Here is a 21,843-nt window from a genome sequence, read left to right on the forward strand (position 1 = left end):
TGGAGCGGCTCAACCCGCCAGGGTGCGCCGCAGCCGGGGGCTCAGCATCTCGCCGATCAGGGTGACAAGCGCCAGTACCGCAAGCAGCCACGGCCAATGCGCGCCGAACTCCAGCCGCGCGATGCCCAGCGCATCGACAAAGATCACCAGGATCCCCAACGGGCTCACGTAGCGCACCATGAACAGCCACAGCGCATGCCAGTGCGCTGCCAGGCCCAGCTCTTCGCGGAAGCTCTCGCTCTTCAGTACGAAGCCTGCCAGCAGCACCATGCCCAGGCCGCCCAGCGGCATCATCCAGCGCGAGGTCAGGTAGTCGAGCCAGTCGAAGAAGTGCCGACCGGCCAGCGTCCAGTCGGCGCCGACATTGAACGACAGCATCGCCAGGGTGCTCACCAGCCACAGCACGATGCCGGTGCCCCAGGCCGCGGTGCGGCGGGTGATGCCCTTGTTGTCCACCAGCCAGGAGACGGTGGCCTCGACCATGGAGATCGACGAGGTCAGCGCCGCCATCGAGAGCATGACGAATAACAGAATGCCGAACAGCGTACCCAGCGGCATGGCCTGGAAGGCCAGCGGCAGGCTCATGAACAACAATCCAGGCCCGCCGGCGGGGCTCATGCCGTTGGCGAAGATGATGGGAAAGATCGCCAGCCCCGCCATCAGCGCCACCAGGGTATCGGCCACCGCTACGCTAAAGGTAGTTCGCGCGATCGAGGCACCCGCCGGCAGGTAGCTGCCATAGGTCAGAATCGCCCCGGAAGCGAGCGACAAGGTGAAGAAGGCGTGGCCCAGCGCGGCCAGCATGCCTTCGCTCGACAGGCTGCCGGTATTGAACGAGAAGAGGAAGTGCCACGCCTCGCCGAAGCCGCCGGAGAACACACCATAGCCGATCAGGATCAGCAGCATGATCACCATGCCCGGCATCATCCAGCTGACGCTACGCTCGATACCCGCCTGAACGCCCTTGCCCACGATCAGCATGGTGGCAAGCGTAACCAGGGTACTCCAGAAACCCAGGTTGAACGGATTCTCGTTGTTGGCCACGAAGATCGCCGCCATGTCGTCGACGCTGCTGCCGGCCAGGCCGCCGCTCAGCATCTTCCACAGGTAGGCGAAGGACCAGCCGGCCACCACCACGTAGAACGACAGGATCATGAAGCCGGCCAGCATGGCCATCCAGCCCAGCAGTGACCAGAGCGGAGAACGACCGGATTCCGTCACCACGCGGCGCACCGCGTCGATAGGGCTGCCGCGCCCGCGCCGGCCGAAGGCGATTTCGGTCATCATCACCGGTACGCCCACCGCCAGGATGCAGACCAGGTAGACCAGCACGAAGGCGCCGCCGCCGTGTTCGCCGGTCATGTAGGGGAATTTCCAGATATTGCCCAGGCCAACGGCGGAACCCGTTGCCGCCAGCACGAAGCCCCAGCGGCCTAGCCACTGTGCACGGGGTTGTTGCTCGGTCGTCATCACGTCACCAGGGAGTCGTTGTTATCAACTGACGCAGCAATATGCCCGGCACGAAGCCGTCATTGCAACGACAATTTATTGTAATAGTCGAGGGGAACAGGTTTATGATCCTAGGTCATGCAAAACGGCCCCACCTGCCGGTGGGGCCGCCCGACATCAGTCGTCCTTCAGCACACCGCGACGGATCTGATCCTCTTCGATCGATTCGAACAGGGCCTTGAAGTTGCCCTCGCCGAAGCCGTCGTTGCCCTTGCGCTGGATGATCTCGAAGAAGATCGGGCCGATCACGGTTTCGGTGAAGATCTGCAGCAGGACGCCCTCGCCTTCGCCGCCATCGATCAGCAGGCTCAGCTCGCGCAGGTCCTCGACGTTCTCCTCATGGTTGGGCACGCGCTGGTCGACCTTCTCGTAGTAGGTGTCCGGCGTGGAGAGGAATGTCACGCCGTTGTCGCGCAGGGCGCGCACCGTGGCGTAGATGTCGTCGGTGGCCATCGCCAGGTGCTGGATGCCCTCGCCGTTGTATTCCCGCAGGAATTCGGCTATCTGCGAGTTGTCGTCGGCCGACTCGTTGATCGGAATATGCATCTTGCCGCAGGGGGCGGTCATGGCGCGCGAGTGCAGGCCGGTCTTCTTGCCCTTGATGTCGAAGTAGCGGTTCTCGCGGAAGTTGGCGATGTCGGTATAGAAATCGGCCCACTTGTCCATCTGGCCGCGGTCGACGTTGTGGGTCAGGTGGTCCAGTACCTTCAGGCCCACGCTATTGTCATTGCGCGAACGACCGGGAATGGGCTCGAAGTCGATGTCGTATATGGTGCGCCCTTCGCTGTCGACCTTGTTGTCGACAAAATAGAGCAGCGAACCGCCGATACCGCGCACCGCGGGAATGCCCACCTCGCCGGGTCCGACCGGGTTCTCCACCGGCTCGGCGCCGTGGGCCACGGCGTAGTCGAAGGCCTGCCTGGCATCGGCCACCTTCCAGGCCATGGCGCAGGCGCAGGGGCCGTGCACTTCGGCAAACTTCGAGGCGTGGCTGTCGGGCTCGGCATTGAGCACGAAGTTGACGTTCTCTTGCTGGAACAGGAACACCTGCTTGGAGCGGTGCTTACGCGTCTCGGTGAAGCCCATGCGGTTGAACAGCGCACGCAGCGCCTCGATGCCTTCGGCCGTCGGCGCGCTGTACTCGACGAATTCGAAGCCGTCGGTGCCGATGGGGTTGTCCTGAGTGATGGGAGATACGGTCTTGGCAGGTGCGTTCATTGTTACCTCCAGGGGTCTAGGCATTGTTGTATCGTGCTGTAGTAGGCGCCGGTTCGCCGTCGGTGCTTGTCCCGACGCTTCTTTCGTGCCAATTCAGTGCCTCCAGACTAGTGCGCACACCTTCCCGCCGGAACGCCCCCCGCTGGCTCCGACCAGGCCTTGGATGAGCCTTTGCCCGCGACTTCTGTAAGGAATCTCTTACAGCCGAAATTGCGCCCACGGCCTCGCCTGTCAGGTGGTGCATGCGCCTGACAAGGCGTAAAGAAGGATTTACAGCAGGATGCGATACCTAGGGTGTCAGCGCTCCACTGGCCAACCGCCAGGACACCCATGCCAGGATAATGCCGATCGCCAGGTCGATGGCACGCCAAACTTGCGGGCTCGCCAGTCGTGGAGCCAGCCAGCCGGCGGCGGCCGCCAGGCCGAAGAACCAGCCGAACGAGGCCATCGCAGAACCGACGAAGAAACCCAGCGGGCTTGGCTGCACCGCGCCGATGGCCCCAAGCAGCACCACGGTTTCGAGATAGACCTGGGGGTTGAGCAGCGTCACGGCTAGCGTCGCCGCCAGGGCGGCCTGCCAGGACTGCACGCCGCCCCCTGCCGTCGCCAGCGCCTGGCCAGCGAAAACCCGCCGCAGGGCCAACCAGGACTGCCAGGCCAAAAAGGCAGCGCCGGCCCAACGCGCCACTTCCATTAGTGCTTCCTGCTCGGCAATCAACACGCCCAGCCCCAGTACGCCCAGCCCCACCAGCAGCCAGTCACAAAGCGCGCAGACGCCAGCCACCAGCCAGGCATTCTGGCGACGCAGCCCCTGCTGAAGCACGAAGGCGTTCTGGGCGCCAATTGCGACGATCAAGCCGGCACACACCAGCAGCCCGTTGAGCCATGACATCCACATGAATGCTTTCTCCTGGCAAGTCGACGCCGCCAAGACTAAGCTCGCCGAACCAATTAAAGAAATGAATAAAGCAACTGAGGGATAAGCCAAACTGATGCTTGACTACAAGCTGCTCGACGCGCTGGTTGCGGTCATCGATCAGGGCGGCTTCGAGCGCGGCGCCCGCCACCTGGGCCTGACCCAGTCGGCGGTCTCCCAGCGCATCAAGCTGCTCGAGGCACGCCTGGGCCAGCCGGTGCTGGTGAGAAGCCCCAGGCTCGCGCCGACGCCGCTGGGTCGACGCCTGCTCAATCACGCCCAGCAGGTACGCTTGCTGGAAAGCGACCTGCTGGGTGAGATGCCAGCGCTCGGCAGCGGCGAGCATCGCCTGCGCCTGGCGATCAACGCCGACAGCCTGGCCACCTGGTGGCCGGACGCCATCGGGCGCTTCAGCGAACGCTACCGGGTGCTGTTCGATCTGGTAGTGGAGGATCAGGAAGTGGCACTCAAGCGCATGCGCGACGGTGACGTGGCCGGTTGCATCTGCGATTCGCCCACTCCGGTGCAAGGGGCGCGCAGCCACGCGCTGGGCAGCATGCGCTATCGCGCCCTGGCCAGCCCCGCCTTCGTGGCACGCCATTTCGCCGAGGGCGTGACGCCCGAGGCCTTGAAACAGGCGCCGGCCATCGTGTTCGGCCCGGACGACCGGCTGCAGCATCGCTACCTGGCCATGCACGGCGTCGAACCGCCCTTCCCCCATCATCTGTGCCCCTCGTCGGAGGGCTTCGTCGGCCTGGCCCTGGCCGGACTCGGCTACGGCATGGTGCCCGAGCGTCAGGCCGAGCGCGAACTGAGCGAAGGACGCCTGCAGGAGATCGACCCCGGTCCCTACCTGGCTGACGGCCGCCTGGTCGATCTCTCACCGGGTTATGTGATCGACGTGCCGCTCTACTGGCATCACTGGCGCCAGGGCGGCCGCATCCTCGACGCCCTCACCGACCACCTGCTGCGGCTGGGGGATGCCTGGCTGACGCCGCCGCAAGCGTAACGGCTAGGAATCGCGCAGCTTGGTCTCGACGCTCGACACCTTGTCGGCCATGGACTGCTCGCGGTCGGTACGGGTGCCGAGCTTGATGGTCGTGGTGATACGCGGCGCGCCCATCTCGTGCACCACCTCGTGGCAGCGCTTGACCACCGCCATCACCTCGTCCCACGGCCCCTCGATGTTGGTGCCGTAGACGTGCATGTGGTGCGTGAGCCCCGAAGCCTCGATCACCCGCTGGCAAGCAGCGATCTGCGGCGAAACCGACACGCCCACCCCCAGCGGGACCACGCAGAGATCGATAATGACGTGCATGGATGGTTAGCCCCCTTCGACAGCATCAGACAAAACGACATTCCATGATAACGCAGGACACGCTAATCGACAGGGGGCGCATCTGGGCGAAGTCCGCAAATCGTTCGCTTCGGTATTGATCCAGCTTCTAGGCGAAGTCTTGTTGTCTGACCTGGACTGACCTTCTCCGTCAAACCTGAGGATAAAGCCGTCGGTCAGCCGGGAATGACTCGCTGGTCAATGCTGCCTTGCTTGCATCTGGATGAAGAGGGTTGAGGAGAAAGTTCATATTGTGAGGAACGATGGCGGAAGGCACTCGCAACAGCAGCGACTCTCCCGCTTCAAGCCAATCGTCCCCAAGGCGCCGTGTGATGTTCAGGTCATCACGCCATGTCGCATCCAGGTCGACCGTGGGCGCGCGACTCACGGCCCCGGAAGGAAGCTCCACTCGCAGCAGGGTGAATGCCTCGGGAAGTTCGTCTGGCTCCCCTTCCATATGCACCAGGATTTCCAACAGACAGATGGCCGGGCAATCGCCGAGGTAGACGATGGGTCTGCCCTTGTTGTGCCAACGCCCAGCCACCTTGGTACCGCCAATGCCCGAGAGATCCTGAAACTGTGAAATCCGCCAGAGACTGTCCTTGGTCATGCGACGTACCCATGACGCAGCTGCTCCAGTAGCTCCTCTACTGCCAGGTAGCCAGGGGTCGTCTTGACGGCCTCGAGAGCATTTCGCCCGCCCAGGGCTCTACGCGGCTTGTTCAGCCAGGTGGCCGCTTTGTCCTGGTTACCGAAAACATCCTCAGCCAGCACGACGATGCGGCTCACGCGATAAAGCCGATCGCCTTCATCGCTGTTCAATGGTTCAGACTTCTGCCGGCGGTGACGCAGGGTACGAGGGTTGATGATGCCCAGCCGGCCAGCATCGATGCCATGTTGGGCAAGCTTGTCCAGAACCGACAGAGGGATGCCAGACCGGATCAGCGCGTCCAGAGTGTCACCTTCGTGCCCTCCAAGGAGTTCCAAGACGTCCTCTTCAATGTCGCGCTCGTGTTCACGTTCTTTAGTCCGCGTCTGCATGGTCAGCCCTCCCGTTTCGGCAATATGCCTTGAGTATACGGCAAAATGCCTATACAGACGAACTGCCGGCCGATGCTACCCCCTTCGTGTTGGCCGCTTGCGTTCAAGGCTCAGCCGGTCGGTAATGGACGTCAGGTCAAAGGTGCGTCACTCCAGATGATTTGCCGCGTTGCCACCTCCAAGGCACAGTCAGGCCTAAGAGGAGTCCGGACAATATTGTTGCCAGAAGGTGCAATGGATGCCATCGGTTTACTGTGAGATGCACTCCATAAGTTCGTTCTGCACGGATGGTGCAAGCGCTTTGCCCGCCAATGCCTGAACCTGGTCATCAGCGAGCCACTCCTGATCGAGCCCACGTTGCCAATCTCCGGCAGCTCGCTGCCCAGCCTTTCCAGTCAAAGCATCGAGGGTATGACAAGTCCCCTCTTCCAGGGCAGCGAGCATGGGCCCGAACAGGGCGGAAAGCGCCAAGTCAGGCAGGGAGCGGCGAAGATTCTGATAGATGCGCAGTCCTTCGGGGTCGAGATCGCCCCAGTAGGTGGGGGAAGGTAAGTGCAGCAGGTCAGCCAGGGTAACACCGGCCGTGCCCTGGCCGACCAGCCGCACTCTATCTCCATGTTCCAAGGCATTGGCTAGAGAGAGGCCGTAGCCGAACGTGCACATCAGCGCCAGGCGCTTGTCACACCCCACGCGGCAAGCCTGGCTGAAACTCTGCGCGTTCTCAATCAGCAAGAGTCCTTCCGGCTGCTCGGGCACGCTGGCCAGTAGCCAGGTCTCGGCCGCCTGGAAGCTGTCCGGCTCGATACCGAACGCGCGCACCAGCTCGGTGGGCAGAGTCTCGAGCAGCTTGCTGCTTCCCAACAGGTAGCGCGCGCTGGCCACGTAGGGGCTCAGTTGGTAGGCACCCGGTAGATCATTGGCCAACCGCCTGAGGCTTTCGACCAGTGCCAATTGGTCCTCGATACTCCATCCACCGAGCGGCCCTTCCTGTGCCCGCCGCCACGCCGACTGCTGCCTAGGTTCCAACTCCAGCCGGGGGTCCAAAGCTGGAGACACTGTTATCAGGGCTTCCCTGCGTGCAGCTGCCAACTCGACTCTCACCGGCAACTTCACGTGAGGCGAGAGCAGGACACCCGGCGGAAGATCGATGAGGTCAGCTCGTCCCAACTCCTCCAGCACCTCCCAAGCGTGTAGCTCGGTTTGGCAGATTCCCTTCTGCTGGAACATCGTGATCAAGGAGAATGAGCGCCACCCTTTCCCTTTTCCTGTTCGTGAATAGGCACGTTGCCACTCCCCTTCGAGCTGGACCAGGGCCGCCCTGGCCGCCTTCTTCAGCATCAGAGCCGGATCTCGCATCGCTTACTCCTGGGTCACCGGCTCGCTGACGTGAATGCCGAACAGACTGGCTTCTCCCTGGCTGCGGCCCAGCGTTTCCGGCGGCGTGATCCGCCCGTCGCGTACCATCACGTGGCCGCCCTGCCCCTGGACGCCGCCGATCACGCTGCCCACCAGGTAGGTGGGGAAGATGTCGGGGTCGTTCTCGTAGTTGGGGTTGTGGATCAGGCCGATCATCTGGAAGCGACCGCGGGTGTTGCGGAGCGACTCCAGCGAGTCCTGGATCAGGCGGCGATGCGAGAGTTTGGAGAATAGCCCGTCGAGCAGGATCACGCTCTCGCGGCTGGTACGCGCACGGCGGCGGTGATGCCCCGGCAGCTCGCGCAGCTCGCGCTCGATGGCGAATTCCGAGAGCTTGACCAGCCACATCAGCGACACCGCCTCGCGCTGGCCCTCCGACATCTCTTCGTTAAGCGAGAACAGCCGCCCATGCGGGCGAATGGCGTCGTGCTTGAGGCGAATTGCCACGTCGTGGAACAGCCCGCGGTAGATGCGCCGACGGATCTGGCGCAGCAGGTCGTCGTCGCGCCGCCGCGCCTCGCCGTCGACCATGCCGCCGTCGCGCTCGGCACGGCGGCGCATCGCCGCCTGGTGCTCGTCGATGTCGGCGAGAAGCGTGGCGATGAGATCGCGCAGCTGGTCGGGGCCGATCAGCGAGGCCTTGACCTCGAAGAAGGCGCCGCCCTCGCCGCTGCTCTTGGCCACGCGCTTGAGGATGTCGAGGTTGCCGGCAGCGTCCGAAATGATCGAGCTGAGCCGCTCCACCAGGGTGCCCTCGATCTGCTCACGCGAGGCATGCAGGCGTTCGACCCGCACGCGATGCTCGTCGAGCTGGCCGGCCAGCTGTTCATGCAGGCGCGCGAGATCGTCAAGCGCCTCGGCACTGGCGTGCGTCAGGCCAGCCAGTCGCGCCCGCTCGGTATCGCTGAATAGCCGGCTGTGGGCCGCCTCGGCCAGGGCCTCGGCCAGCTTGCGCTCGCCGTTCTCGACTTGCCTGGCCTGGCGTTCGCGGTTGCGCGCCCGTTCGCCCAGGTTGAGCTCGCCCAGCGCATCGATCAGGGTTTGCTGGTGAGTTTCCAACGCCTCGATATCGAGCTCGATTTGCGCCTCCTTGTCCCCTGCCAGGGCGTTCCAGGCGGCAAGCGCCTCGTTGCGTGCCTCGCGTCCAGCCGTATCGCCGGGCCAACGGCTGGCTTCATCGAGATCGGCCAGCGCTGCCAGGCGTCGCGGCCACCCTTCGGGCAGCTCGCGCAGGACTCGCAGCCACTCCAGCGCCAGCTGGTCGACGCAAGCCAGCGCCCGACGCTGCTCGGCCAGGCGCGCCTCCAGGGTATCGCGCTCCGCGGAGAGCGCCTTGCGCTTGTCGCGGAGCTCTCCAAGCTCGCGCTTGACCCGGGCGATCTCGCGCTCGAGCTTCTGGCTGCCACCGCCAGCGTCGCGCACTTCCAGGTAGGCGCGGACGCGGGTGAAGTCGAAGTCGGCACGCCGCGTCGCACGCGCCTGCGCCGCTTCAAGCTCGGCCTGCACCTCGGCGGCCTTGGCCATGAAGGCGACGCCGCCTTCGGCCTCGAAGGCGGCCAGGGCACGCAGCCGGTCGCGTTCGCCATCGGCAAATACGCCGCGCAACTGGGCCTCGGTTTCCCGGACCCGGTGCGCCAGCGCGTCTTTCTCTTCCTCGGCGCCGGCCAGCCTAGCCGCAGCCTCGGTAAGGTGCCGTTCGAGTTCGCCCAGGCGTGCTTCCAGTGCCTGCAAACGCTCGACGCCGCCGGCATCGCTGAACTGCTCGGCGGCGAGCCAGGTCGGCCCGTGCGCCTCCAGCTCGCGGGCCGCCGTTTCGCGCAGCGGCGCGAGTTCGGCAAGGGCTGTCTCGGCCTCGAGCCGTGCCTCGGCGGCTTCTTGCTGGGCGATCTCGCCGCCCTCCTGCAGGTAGCGCTGATAGTCGTCGATACAGGCCAGCGCGGAATCGCTCAGCCTCGGAGCCAGCGCGGCCTCTCGCTCGGCCAGCGCCGCTTGTCGTTCTGACAGCGTCTCCAATGCCACCTCGACGTCAGCGTCGTCGGCCTCGCGGGCGCGCAGCGCCAGGGCGAACGTCTCTCCGTGGGGGTCGAGCCGCTCGCATTCCGCGGCAAGCGCCTTGCGGCGTTCGCGATCGGCGGCAAGCCGCGTCTCGGTGGCCTCACGCAAGGCTTCCAGGTAGCTGGGGTCTAGGGCGGCCTTCACCGCCAGGGTTTCCACGCCGGTCACGGCACCCAGCGGTGCCTCGCCCCGGTCCAGCAGTTCGGCCAGGGCTCCGGATTCGAACACCGGCACGGCCAGGCCGGCCTCGATCAGCGCAGCGGCAGCCGACTCGGCGGCCTCGCGACCTTCGATGACCGGGGCGAAAAGCACACCGGCCGCCTGCACCAGCCACTCGCGGCGCCGTTCCGGCTCGAGGCCGTCACGGTTGAGGACGGCATGCAGCGGCTTCCAGGCGATGCCGGCTTCGTCCAGGCGACGGTGCGCCTCGGCCTCCACCACGCGCCGCTCCAGCGGGTCGCCGGCAAGGCTCTCCAGGTAGCCTTCTCGCGCGACGATGTCGGCTTCAAGCACCTCGGCTTCGCGCAGCAGGCGCGGGTAGCGACGCCGAGCGTCGGCCAGCCACTTGTCCGGGGCGAGCTCGCTGCGCTCGGCGAAATCGAGCCTCGCCCGGTGCAGCGTGCGCAGGCGGCTCTCCTCCTCCGTCAGCCGCTGGCGCTCGTCGGCCAGTTCGCGTTCGCGCTCGCGCAGTCGCGAACGCAAGTGCACCGGCTCGTCGTCACCGTGCAACTCACCATAGCGGCGGGCGGCTTCGGCCAGCGGCGCCAGCCGCGCCAGGGTGCGCTCGGCCTCCTGGCGGCGCTGCTCTGCCTCGCGACAATTCGTCTCCAGCTCGGCTAGTTCCGTCTTGCGCCGCGACCAGAAGCCGCTGACCTCCTCTCCAGGCCAGCCTTCGATGAAAGCGCGCCAGGGCGCCTGGCCTCGAGCCAGCAGGCCCTGCTCACCGGTCAGTCTTTCGCGCTCGCCATTGAGGCGCTCGCGCTCGCTGCGGGCGGCTTCAAAAGCGGCACCGACCTCGTCGCGCTGCCGCGTCAGCTCGTCGAGCGCGTCGGCCAGCTCGGCCTCGCGGTCGAGCTTCTCCTCCAGCCGTTCGGCCGGCGCGGTATCGGGGCATTCGCGGCGGAACGCTGCATGCCAGGCAGCAACCTGCTTGAGTTCGCCGATGCGTCCCAGGTGCGCGTTGAGCGCGGCGCGGGCGCTCGCCGCCTCGGCCTTGGCCGCCTCGGCGCTGGCCTCGGGGGTTTCCAGCTCGGCTTCGCTGAACAGTCGCTCGGCGAGCGCCTGGGTGTAGAAACTTTGGTTGTCGACGAACTCGCGCTGCTGAGATTCGAGTCGGTCGCGCTCCTGTTCCAGCCCGTCGCGACGCTCGTCCAGGACGGTCAGGTCGCGCGTCAATTCCTCGAGGTAGACCCCATCGCCGATCACTTCCTCGCGAAAGCGGTTGCCATCGGCGGCCTCGAAGGCGTCGGCGCCCTCATCCAATGCGGCAAGGGCCCGGTCACGGGCCGCATCGTCGGCCAGGGCGTGGCTCTCGGCCAGCCACTCGCGAGCGGCCTTGAAGCTCACATGCCCCACGTCGCGGTTGAGCGGCCACTGCGCCTGGGGGAGGTGAAGCAGGCGACGGTGCACATCGACCCGGGCGCCGCGTTCGGAGAGCGCCTGGCGCACCGCGCGCTCGGAAAGGCCGGAGAGCGTCGCCAGCAGCGCCGTGGACACCCGCGGGCGCGTGGTATCGCCGGCGGTCCAGGCGAAACCCTCCATCAGCGCGGTATCGCTCCCTTCGGATTCGTCCTCAGCGCTCGCGCGCGGCAGCCCGGGCAGGCCCAGCAGCGCCTGGCCGCCCAGCAGGGCCTCGCTGGCCGCCAGGCCCTGGTCGAGTTCCATCAGGCGGGCGCGGGCGTCGCGCAGCGACTCACCCTGCTCGCGCAGCTCGGCCAGCCGCACCACCTTGTCGCTGGCACGGCGCTGGTCGCTCTCGGCCTCCTCCAGGCGATGGCGCAGTTCCGTGATATTGGTGCCGGAGTTGAGGATCACCTCCTCGATCAGCTCCTCGCTCTCGTCGGTCTCGCCACGGGTAGCGCCGGAAAGAATTTCGGGGGCCAGCACCTCGAAAAAGAATGCCTGGTCGGCCTTCTCGCCGGCGCGCGGCTTGATGGCGTTGAAGATCTGGCTCTTGTCGGCGCCGCCCTCCTTCTGGAAGGCCGCGAGCTGGGCCAGCTCGCGCCGCGACACATGGGCACCCACCGCCTCCAGCCACTCCTCGCGGTTATGGGTCAGGCGTACGCCACGCTCGGCCATGGTCGCCTTGACGTCGCGGTTGGCATAGAGCGCCAGCTTGCCGTCCAGGGTGAGATGATGCACCGGCACGTCTTCGAGACGACCGGCGTAGTGATAGAAGGAGAGCCCGCTGCCGTCGCTGTAGCCGTAGAAGCCGAAGACGAAGGTTTCACCGGCCACTTCCTCGCCGGCGACCGCCAGCATGTCGTCCTGGCGCTCGAGCCCGCTGCGCGAGCGGAACTCCACCCGCAGGTGGCTCCAGCTGCGGCCTTCCCCGCTCACCGTCGAGGGCGAACATTTGCGCCGCGTGCGCGAGAGCAGCGTACGGTCGCGCGACAACAAGCCGATCAGCGCCTCGGCAAGCGTGGTCTTGCCGAAGCCGTTCTCCATGCTGATGGCGCTCGACTGTCCGCGCAGGTCGAGCAGCAGGTGACGCATCTTGGCATCCCAGGGAGAGGTCACGTCGCCGTGCTTGTTGAGGAGGTTGGCGACCTCGATGCGGTTGATCACGCTCATGCCTGGGACTCCTCATGCTCATCGATGGGCGCTTGCGGTACGTCGTCCGCATGCCGGTTGGCCACGCGCCCCTGGGCCAGGGCCTGCAAGTGCCCCAGCTGGTGAATGCCAATCTGCTCGCTCTCCAGCGCCCCGAGCAGGGTCTGCTGCCAGACCTCTCCGCCCCCCTCCTCGGTGGCCGTAACAGGCTCGGCATCGCGCAGGCTCTCCAGCAGTCCGGCGCGCACCTGGAGATCGATGAAGGCGCGCACGCGTCGGCTGATATCCTCGCCACGCTCCTCGAGTAGCAAGCGGCTGGCTTCGGGGGCTTCCTCGCCCAGGCTACGCAGCGACTCGAGCTGGTCGCGCATCAGTTCGGCGAGTTCAGCCCCGGCAAAGGTGGCCTCCTGGTAGCGGCTGACATCGGAGAGCGCGCGGTTGTAACGGGTGTAAAGCAGGGTATGCATCAGCAGCCACAGCTGCAGATACCACTGGGCCAGCTCGGCACGGCTCTCCTGGCGCAGCTTGAGCGCCTCGAATACCGGCTCGCGGGTATACAGCGGCGGCTGTTCCAGCTCCGGGTCGGGCAGCAGCGCGTAATAGCGCGAGCCCGGCGCGATACCGGGATAGTCGCCGGCCTCGAAGGCCTTGAGCCGCAGGCCCTGGCCGGCCAGGAAGTCGCGTAGCGCTTCGCGCTCGGCCTCGCTGGCGTCGTCGATCAGCGCGCAGACGTCACGCTCGGAGAGCTGGCCCTCGCGGGCGGCACGACGCTTGCGGCCACCGCCCGGGGTGCGTTCGGCGCTGCGATAGCGCAGCAGGTAGGCGACCACCTCGCCCATCTCGGTCATGTTCATGCGAGCTCTTCCTTAAAAAAACCGAGAGACGGCGTTACCGCCCCTTCGATACGGCGACCGTCATCGAGCTTGAGTTCGAACGGCGTGGCGTCGATACCCACCGTGAGGCCCGGGTCGAGCAACTCGGTGTCGACGAAGGTATTGAGCAGCTGCGCCAGGCAGTCGCCCTCCTCGAAGCGGTGCCAGCCTTCGGCCAGCGCTTCGGGCAGCGACAGCGGCGCGCGCCGAATACGCTGGCGCAGCGCTGGGCCGCGTGCCTCGAGGAAGCGCGCCAACAAGGGATCTTGCGGCGCTGCATCGCTGGCCTCGTCGAACACCAGCGCCGTGGCGCTGGCTTCGGCACGGCGGCTTTCGAGCAGCGGCACCAGCGGCGCCAGGCGTGGAAAGGCGGCCTGCACATGGAGTGGCATCATGCGCGCCACCACGGCGTCTCGCAGCGCCGCCGCCGGCGGCGCCTCGAGCAACTGGCGCGCCATGGCCTGGAAATCCATCACCCCCATGGCCTGGATTCGCCCCTCGGCGATATCGGCGAGAAGTTCAGAGAGCCGCCGCGAGAGGTTCTCGATGGCGTTGAGCACCCGTCCGAGGGCGCTGGAGAGCACGCGCAGGTCCCACTCCTCCTCCTGCGTTTCACGCCAGCTCTCGAAGCGTTCCATCAGGCGCGGCGTAGCGAGCTGGGCGCGGGCATCGAGCAGCGTCTGCTGGATATTGGTCAAGGCATTGTGATAGTGGCGCTCGTTATCCAGCAGCGCGGCAAGCTTGCCCTCACGGGTGGGATTCTCGCGCACCCGCCGCAGCTCCTGGGTCAGCGCACGGATCGCCAGCAGGATCTGGTTGGTGATGTCGGGAATGCGAGCGAAATCGCCGCGGGCCAGCGCCGCCAGTATCTTGGCCGCGTCGTACTCGGAATAGAGCAGGTCCTCGACCTGGCTGGCCAGCGTCACCGCCTGGCGGCCGCTCGGCGTGAGGCGCACCTGGCCGGTCTGCCCCTGCTTCTCGATCAGTGCAGTACGCTTGGTACTGCGTCGGGCGCGGTTATCCCCTGTCTCGCTTGCATCCGGCGACGGGGCCACTTGGCGAAAGTGAATCTCGCTCGGCGTCGAGAGCAGGTTGATGACGAAGCTCAGGTCGTCGTGCGGTAGCTGCGGGTAAACCTCACGCAGGTGATTGAGGCAGCGGCTTTGCGAGACGAAGGCACTGTTGGTGGCAAAGTCCTCGTCGAGCAGGTAGTCGAGTAACAGGCAGCCGAGGTCGAGCCAGTAACCGTCGCGCAGGCCGCGCCGCTGCTCCTGGCTGACCTGTACGAAAGGCGAGCCGGGCTCATGGGCGCTATCGTGCAGGTCGATCAGCCGCGTCGTGGCGATCAGCAGCTTGCTCCAGGCTGTCATGGCACATCCCTGAGGGAGAAGAAAAGAGGGGCATTATGCCAAGCTCAGCCTTTCGGGTCATGGCACCAACACAGAGGGTTTTTACACGCAGATCACCGATTGGCTGCTAGACACGCCCCCGGCTTTCACCCAGCGTCACGCCGCCGGCGATCAGGTGCGCCACACGCAGCGGCTCGGGCACGTTGCCGTGAGGCGTAGTGGCGCGGATCGCCGTTGCCGCTTCCACCAAGCTCAGCCCCATTCGCTGTACGTAAACGCCTTCCAGCGGTTCCATCTCGCCCAGGCGCTCGACCAGTGCCCACTTGCGTGCCCCGCCGGGAATGCGCTCGTGAAGGGCACGGCGCATGGCACCCTGACGTGGCGCGCGCCGCGCCACCACCAGCACCGGCAGGCCCAGCTCGGCATTCAGGCGCGGCACGTCGATGACGTTGAAACCGGCCAGGGCGACGCCTTGCAGCATGACCAGCTGCAGGTGCGCCGCAAAGCGCGAGCTGCCAGCCAGGCGTATCAGCTCGCGGGTACTGTTGATGCCGTCCCGGCGCACCTTGCCCGAGAGCACGCCCTCCAGGCGCAGCCCCGAGAACACCGTGCCGACGATGGGCACGTCGCCGCGAAGACCGCGCGGGAATGGACAATCGTCGAAGCCGACGATGTGCGAGAATGTGCGCTGCCGATGCGGGGTCGCCACTGCCTCGCCTCCAGACACAAGAATTGAGCAGGGAGTGCTGCATGATCGAGCAGACGTTACAGCAGGTCTTCGGCTATGACGACTTTCGTCCGGGACAGCGCCCGGTCATCGAAGCGATCACGGCGGGACGCTCGGCGGCAGCCATCTTTCCCACCGGCTCGGGCAAGTCGCTGTGCTATCAGCTGCCCGCCCTGCACCTGCCCCACCTGACGCTGGTCATCTCGCCGCTGCTGGCACTGATGCAGGATCAGCTCGCCTTTCTCGCGCGTCACGGCATCGCCGCCGCCAGCATCGACTCGAGCCAGAGCCGCGAGGAAGCGTCTGCGGTCATGGAAGGCGTCAAGCGTGGCGAGATCCGTATCCTGATGATCTCGGTGGAGCGGCTCAAGAACGAACGCTTTCGCGCCTTCATCCGCCGCGTGCCGATCTCGCTGCTGGTGGTCGACGAGGCCCACTGCATCTCCGAGTGGGGCCACAATTTCCGCCCCGACTACCTCAAGCTGCCCCAGTATCGCCGTGAATTCGACATCCCCCAGGTACTGCTGCTGACCGCCACGGCCACGCCCCAGGTCATTGCCGACATGCGCGAACGCTTCGATATCGCCGCAAGCGACGTGACCGCTACCGGCTTCTACCGCCCCAACCTGAACCTGGAAGTGGCGCCGGTGCCGGCCGAAGCGCGTACGCGTCAGTTGGCCGAATGGCTCAGGCCCAGGCTGGGTATCCAACCGCCCCAGCCCACCATCGTCTACGTCACCCTGCAGCAAACCGCCGAGCGCCTGGCCGCGTACCTGAGCAAGGCGGGTTTTCAGGCCACCGCCTACCACGCCGGGCTCGACGGCGAGGCACGGGAACGTATTCAGGGCGATTTCATGGCAGGCCGGACGCCCTGCATCGTCGCTACCATCGCCTTCGGCATGGGCATCGACAAGGCAGACATCCGCAACGTGGTGCATTTCGACCTGCCCAAGTCGATCGAGAACTATAGCCAGGAGATCGGCCGCGCCGGCCGCGACGGAAAGTCCTCCGACTGCCTGATGCTGGCTGGGCGCGACAACGTCAACGTGCTGGAGAACTTCGTCTACGGCGACACCCCGGAGCCTCACGGCATCCGCCGCGTCATCGACGAGTTGATCGACGCAGCCCGCGTCACGCGCCAATGGGAGCTGGTGCTCAATGCGCTCTCTCAGCACAGCAACATCCGCCCGCTGCCGCTCAAGACGCTGCTAGTGCAGCTCGAACTTCACGGCATCATCGCGCCACGCTACAGCTACTTCGCCGAGTATCGCTACCGCCTTCACGAAACGCCCGAGGCACTGGTGGCCCGCTTTGCGGGCGAACGCGGCGCTTTTGTCCAGGCGATCCTCGATGCCTCGCAGCGCGCCCGCACCTGGTCCACGCTGGATTTCGAGGCTCTCGAACGTCTGGGCGGCGAACGCGGACTCAACGTCGAGCGCGCCCGGGTCATCGCCGCCCTGGACTACTTCGTCGCCCAGGGCTGGATGGCGCTCGAAAGCAAGCAGATGACCGAGGTCTTTGATGTGCTTCGCGGGGACATCGACCCCGCAAGCCTGACCGAAGAACTGTACGCCTATTTCCGCACCAAGGAGCGGGCCGAGATCGAGCGCCTGCACGCCATGCTGGCGCTGTTCGAGAGCGAAGCGTGCCTGAGCCGTCGCCTTGCCGAATGGTTCGGCGACGAGCGCGCGCCCCCAGCTTGCGGACACTGCTCGGCCTGCCGCGGGCAGGTGGCTCGCCTACCCGACCCCGAGCCACTCGCACCGCTGGAAAGTGCCACGCTGGAACGGCTCGCCGGGGATTTCGTCGGGCAGGTGTCCGCCAGCGCCGAGGACCACCCTGTCACGCCCGACTTGGTGGCGCGCTTCCTGTGCGGGTTGACCGGCCCCCTGCTCACCCGCCTCAAGGCGCGCAAGCTGGCTGGCTTCGGGGCGCTTGAGGCCTACCGCTACGGAGAGGTGCGCGAATGCGCCACCCGTACGACGCTAGTCAGCCGTCAGGCGTCGGTAGCACCGATACCGTAATGACGCAGCTTGTTGGCCACGGTGGTGTGCGACACGCCGAGGCGCTTGGCCAACTGGCGGCTGGAGGGATACTTCGGATAGAGCGCCGCAAGCACGCGCCGCTCCACGTCGCTCATGATGTCGGCCAGGCTGCCATCCATGTCGATGCCCGACAGTCCCGGCGCCTCACCCACGTCCGGCAGGCGCAGATGGGCCGGCTCGATGGTGTCGCCCTCGCACAGCGACACGGCCTGGAACAGCACGTTCTCGAGCTGGCGCACGTTGCCCGGCCAATGGTAGCTGGATAGCCGCGCCAGCGCCGCCGGTGACAGCGCCGGCATGCGGCAGCCGATCTGGCGCGCGGCCCGATCGATGAAGTGCAGCGCCATGGCCTCGATGCCGTCGAGGCAGTCGCGCAGCGGCGGCACCGTCAACGACAGCACGTTGAGCCGATGGTAGAGATCGTGGCGGAACAGGCCATCGGCACACAGCTTCGGCAGGTCCTGCTGAGTGGCGCAGATCACGCGGACGTCGAGATAGGTCTCCTCATCGCTGCCCACCCGGCGAAACCCGCCATCCTGCAGGAAGCGCAGCAGCTTGACCTGCAAGCGCGGGCTCATCTCCCCCACCTCGTCGAGGAAAATGGTGCCGCCTGCGGTCATCTCCAGCAAGCCGAGCTTGCCCTCGGGGCGAGCCCCCTCGAAGGCGCCGGGCGCATAGCCGAACAGCTCCGTCTCGGCCATCGACTCGGGCAAGCCGGCGCAGTTGAGCGCCATGAACGGCGATTGTCCGCGCGCGCTGGCAAGGTGGCAGGCCCGCGCCAGCAGCTCCTTGCCGGTTCCGGTTTCGCCATGGATCAGCAGCGGCGCATCCAGCGGCGCCATCCGCCGCGCCTCGCGGATCAAGGCGGCAAGCCTGGGGCTGGCCTGGAACAGCGCATCGAAGCCACGCAGCTCCTGGCGTTGCACCTGATAGATGCGCTCTCCGATACGATCGGCACTGTGCAGGGTGACCACGGCTCCGGCAAGCGAGCCCACGTCGTCATGATGCTCGCGGTGCAACGGGGCGATGTCGGCGAGGAAGGTAGCATCGCGCAGCTTGATGCGCAGGCCGTTGACCCGCGCATTGTTGCGCCGGATGAGCGCCGGCAGATCGAGGTCGGGCAGGTAGCGGTCGAGCGAAAGTCCCGGCACCTCGTCGATGCGCACCCCGAGCAACTGCCCGGCGGCGCGGTTGGCGGCCACAATATGCCCTTCCATGTCGATCGACATTACCGGGTCCGAAAGCGACGACAGCAGTGCGTCGAGTTCGAGATGCCGCCGTTCGCTGGGCATCAGGCTGACCCGGCGCACGCCGAATACGCCCGGCACCGCTTCCAACTCCGGCTTCAGCGTCGCCAGTTGGGCATTGAGCAGGTTGGGTACGTGGAGATAGATCGCGTTGCCATGCTCGCCGCCGACCTCCCCGCGCGCCACGTTGAGGCCGTAGTCGACGAAGTGCGAGACGATATCGCGCAGGATGCCGATACGGTTCTGGCAGTGGAACCTCAATCTCATTGACGGGGCCTCGGGAGCAGTGAATCGGCAGGCCAGGCGGGCCGAAAAGAACGTCAAGGCGACGTGACTCTGCTGTAAAGATAACGTGACACCTCTTCCGGCTCAAACTCGGGTGGCACTCGGCTTGAAGAAGATAGCCTCCAGCCGCCAGAGAACCGTCAGGTTTTCTTTACGCTGCAAGCCGCCACCGATGTTCGGTGGAACGCGAGATACGCACCAAGCCGGGTCTTCTCGGCCCTAGACTCGGACAAAGGTTCGCACACAACACACAAGATCAGCCGACCGGAGTCCCCATGACGTCAGCCAATGCCTATCTCAGCGATGTCGCCAGCAAGACCGGCTATCGAGCTCGTCTGCCTGACGATAACGGTTTCATCGCCTGGCCCGAACAGGACAACGCCACCTGGCAGACCCTGATGCAGCGCCAGCTGGGTATGCTCGAAGGACGCGTCTGCCAGGAGTACCTCGACGGCCTGGAGCGGCTCGCCCTGCCCGAGGATCGAGTTCCCCAGCTTGGCGACATCGACCGCGTGCTCCAGGCCGCCACCGGCTGGCAGACCGCCCAGGTACCGGCACTGATACCGTTCGACACTTTCTTTCAGCTGCTGGCGAACCGACGCTTTCCTGTCGCCACCTTCATTCGCACCCCGGAAGAGCTCGACTATCTCAAGGAGCCGGACATCTTCCACGAGATCTTCGGCCACTGCCCGATGCTCACCAATCCGGCCTTTGCCGAGTTCACCGCCACCTACGGTCGCCTCGGTCTTGCGGCCGAACCCAAGGAGCGGGTCTATCTGGCCCGCCTATACTGGATGACGGTGGAGTTCGGCCTGGTGGATACACCCGCCGGACGGCGCATCTATGGAGGCGGCATCATCTCCTCGCCCAAGGAGACCCTGCACGCGCTCTCCGAGGTACCGGAACACTTGCCGTTCGACCCGGTCGAGGCGCTGCGCACGCCCTACCGCATCGACATCCTGCAGCCGCTCTATTACGTGCTTGACGATCTTTCGACCCTGCACGAACTTTCCCGGCAGGACATCATGGCCATGGTGCACCAGGCCATGGCGCTGGGTTTGCACGAACCGCGCTTCGAACCGGCTCCCAAGAGCGCCAAGGCCAAGGCCTGAGTGCCCTGTCCCCCCTGACCCAACCCAATTGACCGAGACCAACAACACCGCAACGAGGAGCCAACATGAGCGAACTTTCCGAACAGCAGTGTGAAGCGTGCAGCTGGGATGCCCCCCATGTCAGCGACGCCGAGATCGACGAGCTCAAGCGGGACATTCCCGAATGGAGCGTGGTGGAGCGTAACGGCATCAAGCAGCTCGAGCGCGTGTTCAAGTTCCGCAATTTCAAGCAGGCCCTGGCCTTTACCAACCGCGTCGGTGAAATCGCCGAGGAAGCGGGCCACCACCCGGCCCTGCTGACGGAGTGGGGCAAGGTCACCGTGACCTGGTGGTCGCATGAAATGAAGGGACTGCACAAGAACGACTTCATTCTCGCCGCACGCACCGACCGGGTCGCCGACGAGAGCTGAACGTCCCGCTGACCGGCTACCCCTTCGCCCGGTGCCCCTTGGCATCGGGCGAATTGCGTTCGGGGGCTGACAAGCGAAAGGGCAGATGTCGCAAGGCTAAATCGGAAATTTCTTACGTAGCAAAGAGTGAAATACGTTCCCGCCTACACGACGGGCTCGATTAGGTTGGAACGCGACACGTTACCGTGTCGTAACACCCACCCTAAAAGAAGGAAAATCCGATGAAAGGGATGCTTCAAGTCGTCCTGATGGCTCTCGCCCTGAGCTTCACCTCGCTGGCCATGGCCCAGGAAGTAGCGCCGATCAACGTCAACACCGCCGATGTGGAACTGCTTTCCGAGCTGCCCGGCGTCGGTCCAAGCCGTGCGCAGGCCATCATCGACGAGCGCGAAGCCAACGGAAACTTCGAATCCGCCGACGACCTGACCCGCGTCAGCGGCATCGGTCCGGCCACGGTGGACGCTTTCCGCGATCAGGTTGAGTTTTAAAGACCGGCTCAGCCTTCCAGGCGAAATGGGAGCAAAACGCAGCGAGGCCGGCATCAAGCCGGCCTCGCTGTCGTTCCGGTCAGGCGCTTGCCTTACAGGCGCAGGCCACCGTCGCATTCGATCACACGACCGGTGAAATAGTCGTTCTCGAAGATGAACGCCACGCTCCGGGCGATGTGATCCGGTTCGCCGAGCCGCTTGAGCGGCACGCCGGCCGTCAGCTTCTCGAGCATGTCTTCACGCATCGAAGCGGTCATGTCGGTCTCGATGAAGCCTGGCGCTACCGCACCCACGCGGATATCGTAGCGCGCCAGCTCCTTGGCCCAGGTGGTCGTCAGCGATACCACAGCAGCCTTGGCGGCAGCGTAGTTGCTCTGCCCCATGTTGCCGGCACGCGAAATGCTCGAGATATTCACGATAACCCCGCCATGCCCCGCCTCGACCATCTGACTGGCGGCCTCGCGCCCACACAGGAACACGCCGGTCAGGTTGACGTCGATGACGGCCTGCCACTGCGCCAGCGACATGGTCTTTTCCACCTTGCCGTCCTTCGCCTTCACCAGCAGCGCATCGCGCAGGATCCCGGCATTGTTGACCAAGCCACCCACGGGGCCGAGCGAGGCGGCAATATCGCCGAAGGCGCGCTTCACCGAGTCCTCTTCCGCAACGTTGACGCGGAATGCGCTGGCCTCGATGCCCTCCGCATGCAGTGTGGATACGGCCTTGTCGAGCGCATCGCTATCCATGTCCAGCAGCGCCGGGGTCGCCCCCTGACGTCCCAGCCGGCGGGCCATCGCAAAGCCAAGGCCACGAGCGCCACCGGTAATCGCAACCACGGTATTGTCCAGTTTCATCGGAGTCCCCTGTCTCTCAACGTGGTATCGCCCCTACGGCGGCGAGCCAAACAAAGAGGGTGTGCCGCAACGCACAAGTTTCTAGTTTTTCGGCCAAGGACGGCGGATCTTGAGTGCCGTATACAATTTTGTGCATCGCACCATACCGCAGGCCGAGCCGAGTGGCCAGGCATCGGGGCGCTTGAACTATC

The 21,843-nt window shown here is 65.5% G+C and carries 18 protein-coding genes; 5 read left to right on the top strand and 13 right to left on the bottom strand.

The window, feature by feature from the left end:
• Nucleotides 1-9: 9 nt before the first annotated feature.
• From ACOJCM_RS01165 to ACOJCM_RS01175, 3 genes are all read right to left on the bottom strand, one after another.
• Nucleotides 10-1,470, bottom strand: a complete 1,461-nt coding sequence (locus tag ACOJCM_RS01165; protein ID WP_445210224.1) for a sodium-dependent transporter — start codon at nt 1,468-1,470, stop codon at nt 10-12.
• Between the two features lie 156 nt (nt 1,471-1,626).
• A complete protein-coding gene (hppD, locus tag ACOJCM_RS01170; RefSeq protein WP_445210225.1) occupies nt 1,627-2,727 on the bottom strand; it encodes a 4-hydroxyphenylpyruvate dioxygenase in 1,101 nt (366 codons plus the stop codon).
• A gap of 289 nt (nt 2,728-3,016) precedes the next feature.
• Nucleotides 3,017-3,625, bottom strand: a complete 609-nt coding sequence (locus ACOJCM_RS01175) for a LysE/ArgO family amino acid transporter (RefSeq protein ID WP_445210226.1) — start codon at nt 3,623-3,625, stop codon at nt 3,017-3,019.
• Nucleotides 3,626-3,719: 94 nt separating this feature from the next.
• On the opposite strand from ACOJCM_RS01175, the gene ACOJCM_RS01180 reads away from it, so the two are divergent.
• Nucleotides 3,720-4,652, top strand: coding sequence for a LysR family transcriptional regulator ArgP (locus ACOJCM_RS01180; RefSeq protein ID WP_445210227.1), 933 nt, complete (start codon nt 3,720-3,722; stop codon nt 4,650-4,652).
• Nucleotides 4,653-4,655: 3 nt separating this feature from the next.
• Here the strand turns inward: ACOJCM_RS01180 and ACOJCM_RS01185 are convergent, their stop codons facing one another.
• The 8 genes from ACOJCM_RS01185 to ACOJCM_RS01220 form a co-directional block, all read right to left on the bottom strand.
• Nucleotides 4,656-4,961, bottom strand: coding sequence for an MTH1187 family thiamine-binding protein (locus tag ACOJCM_RS01185; RefSeq protein ID WP_445210228.1), 306 nt, complete (start codon nt 4,959-4,961; stop codon nt 4,656-4,658).
• Between the two features lie 169 nt (nt 4,962-5,130).
• Complete coding sequence (locus ACOJCM_RS01190) at nt 5,131-5,589, bottom strand: RES family NAD+ phosphorylase (RefSeq protein ID WP_445210229.1); 459 nt, start codon at nt 5,587-5,589, stop codon at nt 5,131-5,133.
• Nucleotides 5,586-6,020, bottom strand: coding sequence for an antitoxin Xre/MbcA/ParS toxin-binding domain-containing protein (locus ACOJCM_RS01195; RefSeq protein WP_445210230.1), 435 nt, complete (start codon nt 6,018-6,020; stop codon nt 5,586-5,588). The genes ACOJCM_RS01190 and ACOJCM_RS01195 overlap by 4 nt, the downstream gene beginning before the upstream one ends.
• A gap of 249 nt (nt 6,021-6,269) precedes the next feature.
• Complete coding sequence (locus tag ACOJCM_RS01200) at nt 6,270-7,376, bottom strand: Wadjet anti-phage system protein JetD domain-containing protein (protein WP_445210231.1); 1,107 nt, start codon at nt 7,374-7,376, stop codon at nt 6,270-6,272.
• A 3-nt stretch (nt 7,377-7,379) separates the two neighbouring features.
• Complete coding sequence (locus ACOJCM_RS01205; RefSeq protein WP_445210232.1) at nt 7,380-12,284, bottom strand: hypothetical protein; 4,905 nt, start codon at nt 12,282-12,284, stop codon at nt 7,380-7,382.
• Entirely contained in the window at nt 12,281-13,117 is an 837-nt protein-coding gene (locus ACOJCM_RS01210; protein WP_445210233.1) for a hypothetical protein, read from the bottom strand. The genes ACOJCM_RS01205 and ACOJCM_RS01210 overlap by 4 nt, the downstream gene beginning before the upstream one ends.
• Nucleotides 13,114-14,505 carry a hypothetical protein gene (locus ACOJCM_RS01215; RefSeq protein WP_445210234.1) on the bottom strand — a complete coding sequence of 464 codons (1,392 nt, stop codon included), beginning with the start codon at nt 14,503-14,505 and terminating at the stop codon, nt 13,114-13,116. Before ACOJCM_RS01215 ends, ACOJCM_RS01210 begins: the two co-directional genes overlap by 4 nt.
• 106 nt (nt 14,506-14,611) lie before the next feature.
• A complete protein-coding gene (locus ACOJCM_RS01220; protein WP_445210235.1) occupies nt 14,612-15,193 on the bottom strand; it encodes an endonuclease dU in 582 nt (193 codons plus the stop codon).
• Between the two features lie 41 nt (nt 15,194-15,234).
• Here ACOJCM_RS01220 and ACOJCM_RS01225 point away from each other — a divergent pair, with 41 nt between their 5' ends.
• Nucleotides 15,235-17,235 (top strand): RecQ family ATP-dependent DNA helicase, encoded by a 2,001-nt coding sequence (locus ACOJCM_RS01225; protein ID WP_445210236.1) that lies wholly within the window; start codon nt 15,235-15,237, stop codon nt 17,233-17,235.
• Here the strand turns inward: ACOJCM_RS01225 and ACOJCM_RS01230 are convergent.
• A complete protein-coding gene (locus ACOJCM_RS01230; protein WP_445210237.1) occupies nt 17,208-18,770 on the bottom strand; it encodes a sigma-54-dependent transcriptional regulator in 1,563 nt (520 codons plus the stop codon). The two genes, ACOJCM_RS01225 and ACOJCM_RS01230, sit on opposite strands and share 28 nt — an antisense overlap.
• A 293-nt stretch (nt 18,771-19,063) precedes the next feature.
• Between ACOJCM_RS01230 and phhA the strand changes: the two genes are divergently transcribed.
• The 3 genes from phhA to ACOJCM_RS01245 all read left to right on the top strand — a co-directional run bounded on the left by phhA (nt 19,064) and on the right by ACOJCM_RS01245 (nt 20,798).
• Nucleotides 19,064-19,900 carry a phenylalanine 4-monooxygenase gene (phhA, locus tag ACOJCM_RS01235; RefSeq protein ID WP_445210238.1) on the top strand — a complete coding sequence of 279 codons (837 nt, stop codon included), beginning with the start codon at nt 19,064-19,066 and terminating at the stop codon, nt 19,898-19,900.
• Nucleotides 19,901-19,965: 65 nt separating this feature from the next.
• Nucleotides 19,966-20,310: a 4a-hydroxytetrahydrobiopterin dehydratase gene (locus ACOJCM_RS01240; protein ID WP_445210239.1), complete on the top strand. Its 345-nt coding sequence runs from the start codon at nt 19,966-19,968 to the stop codon at nt 20,308-20,310.
• A 221-nt stretch (nt 20,311-20,531) separates the two neighbouring features.
• Entirely contained in the window at nt 20,532-20,798 is a 267-nt protein-coding gene (locus ACOJCM_RS01245) for a ComEA family DNA-binding protein (RefSeq protein WP_445210240.1), read from the top strand.
• A 92-nt stretch (nt 20,799-20,890) separates the two neighbouring features.
• Here ACOJCM_RS01245 and ACOJCM_RS01250 read toward each other — a convergent pair whose 3' ends face one another.
• Nucleotides 20,891-21,652: an SDR family oxidoreductase gene (locus tag ACOJCM_RS01250; protein WP_445210241.1), complete on the bottom strand. Its 762-nt coding sequence runs from the start codon at nt 21,650-21,652 to the stop codon at nt 20,891-20,893.
• Nucleotides 21,653-21,843 lie beyond the last annotated feature (191 nt).

Source organism: Billgrantia hypersalina, assembly GCF_052584175.1.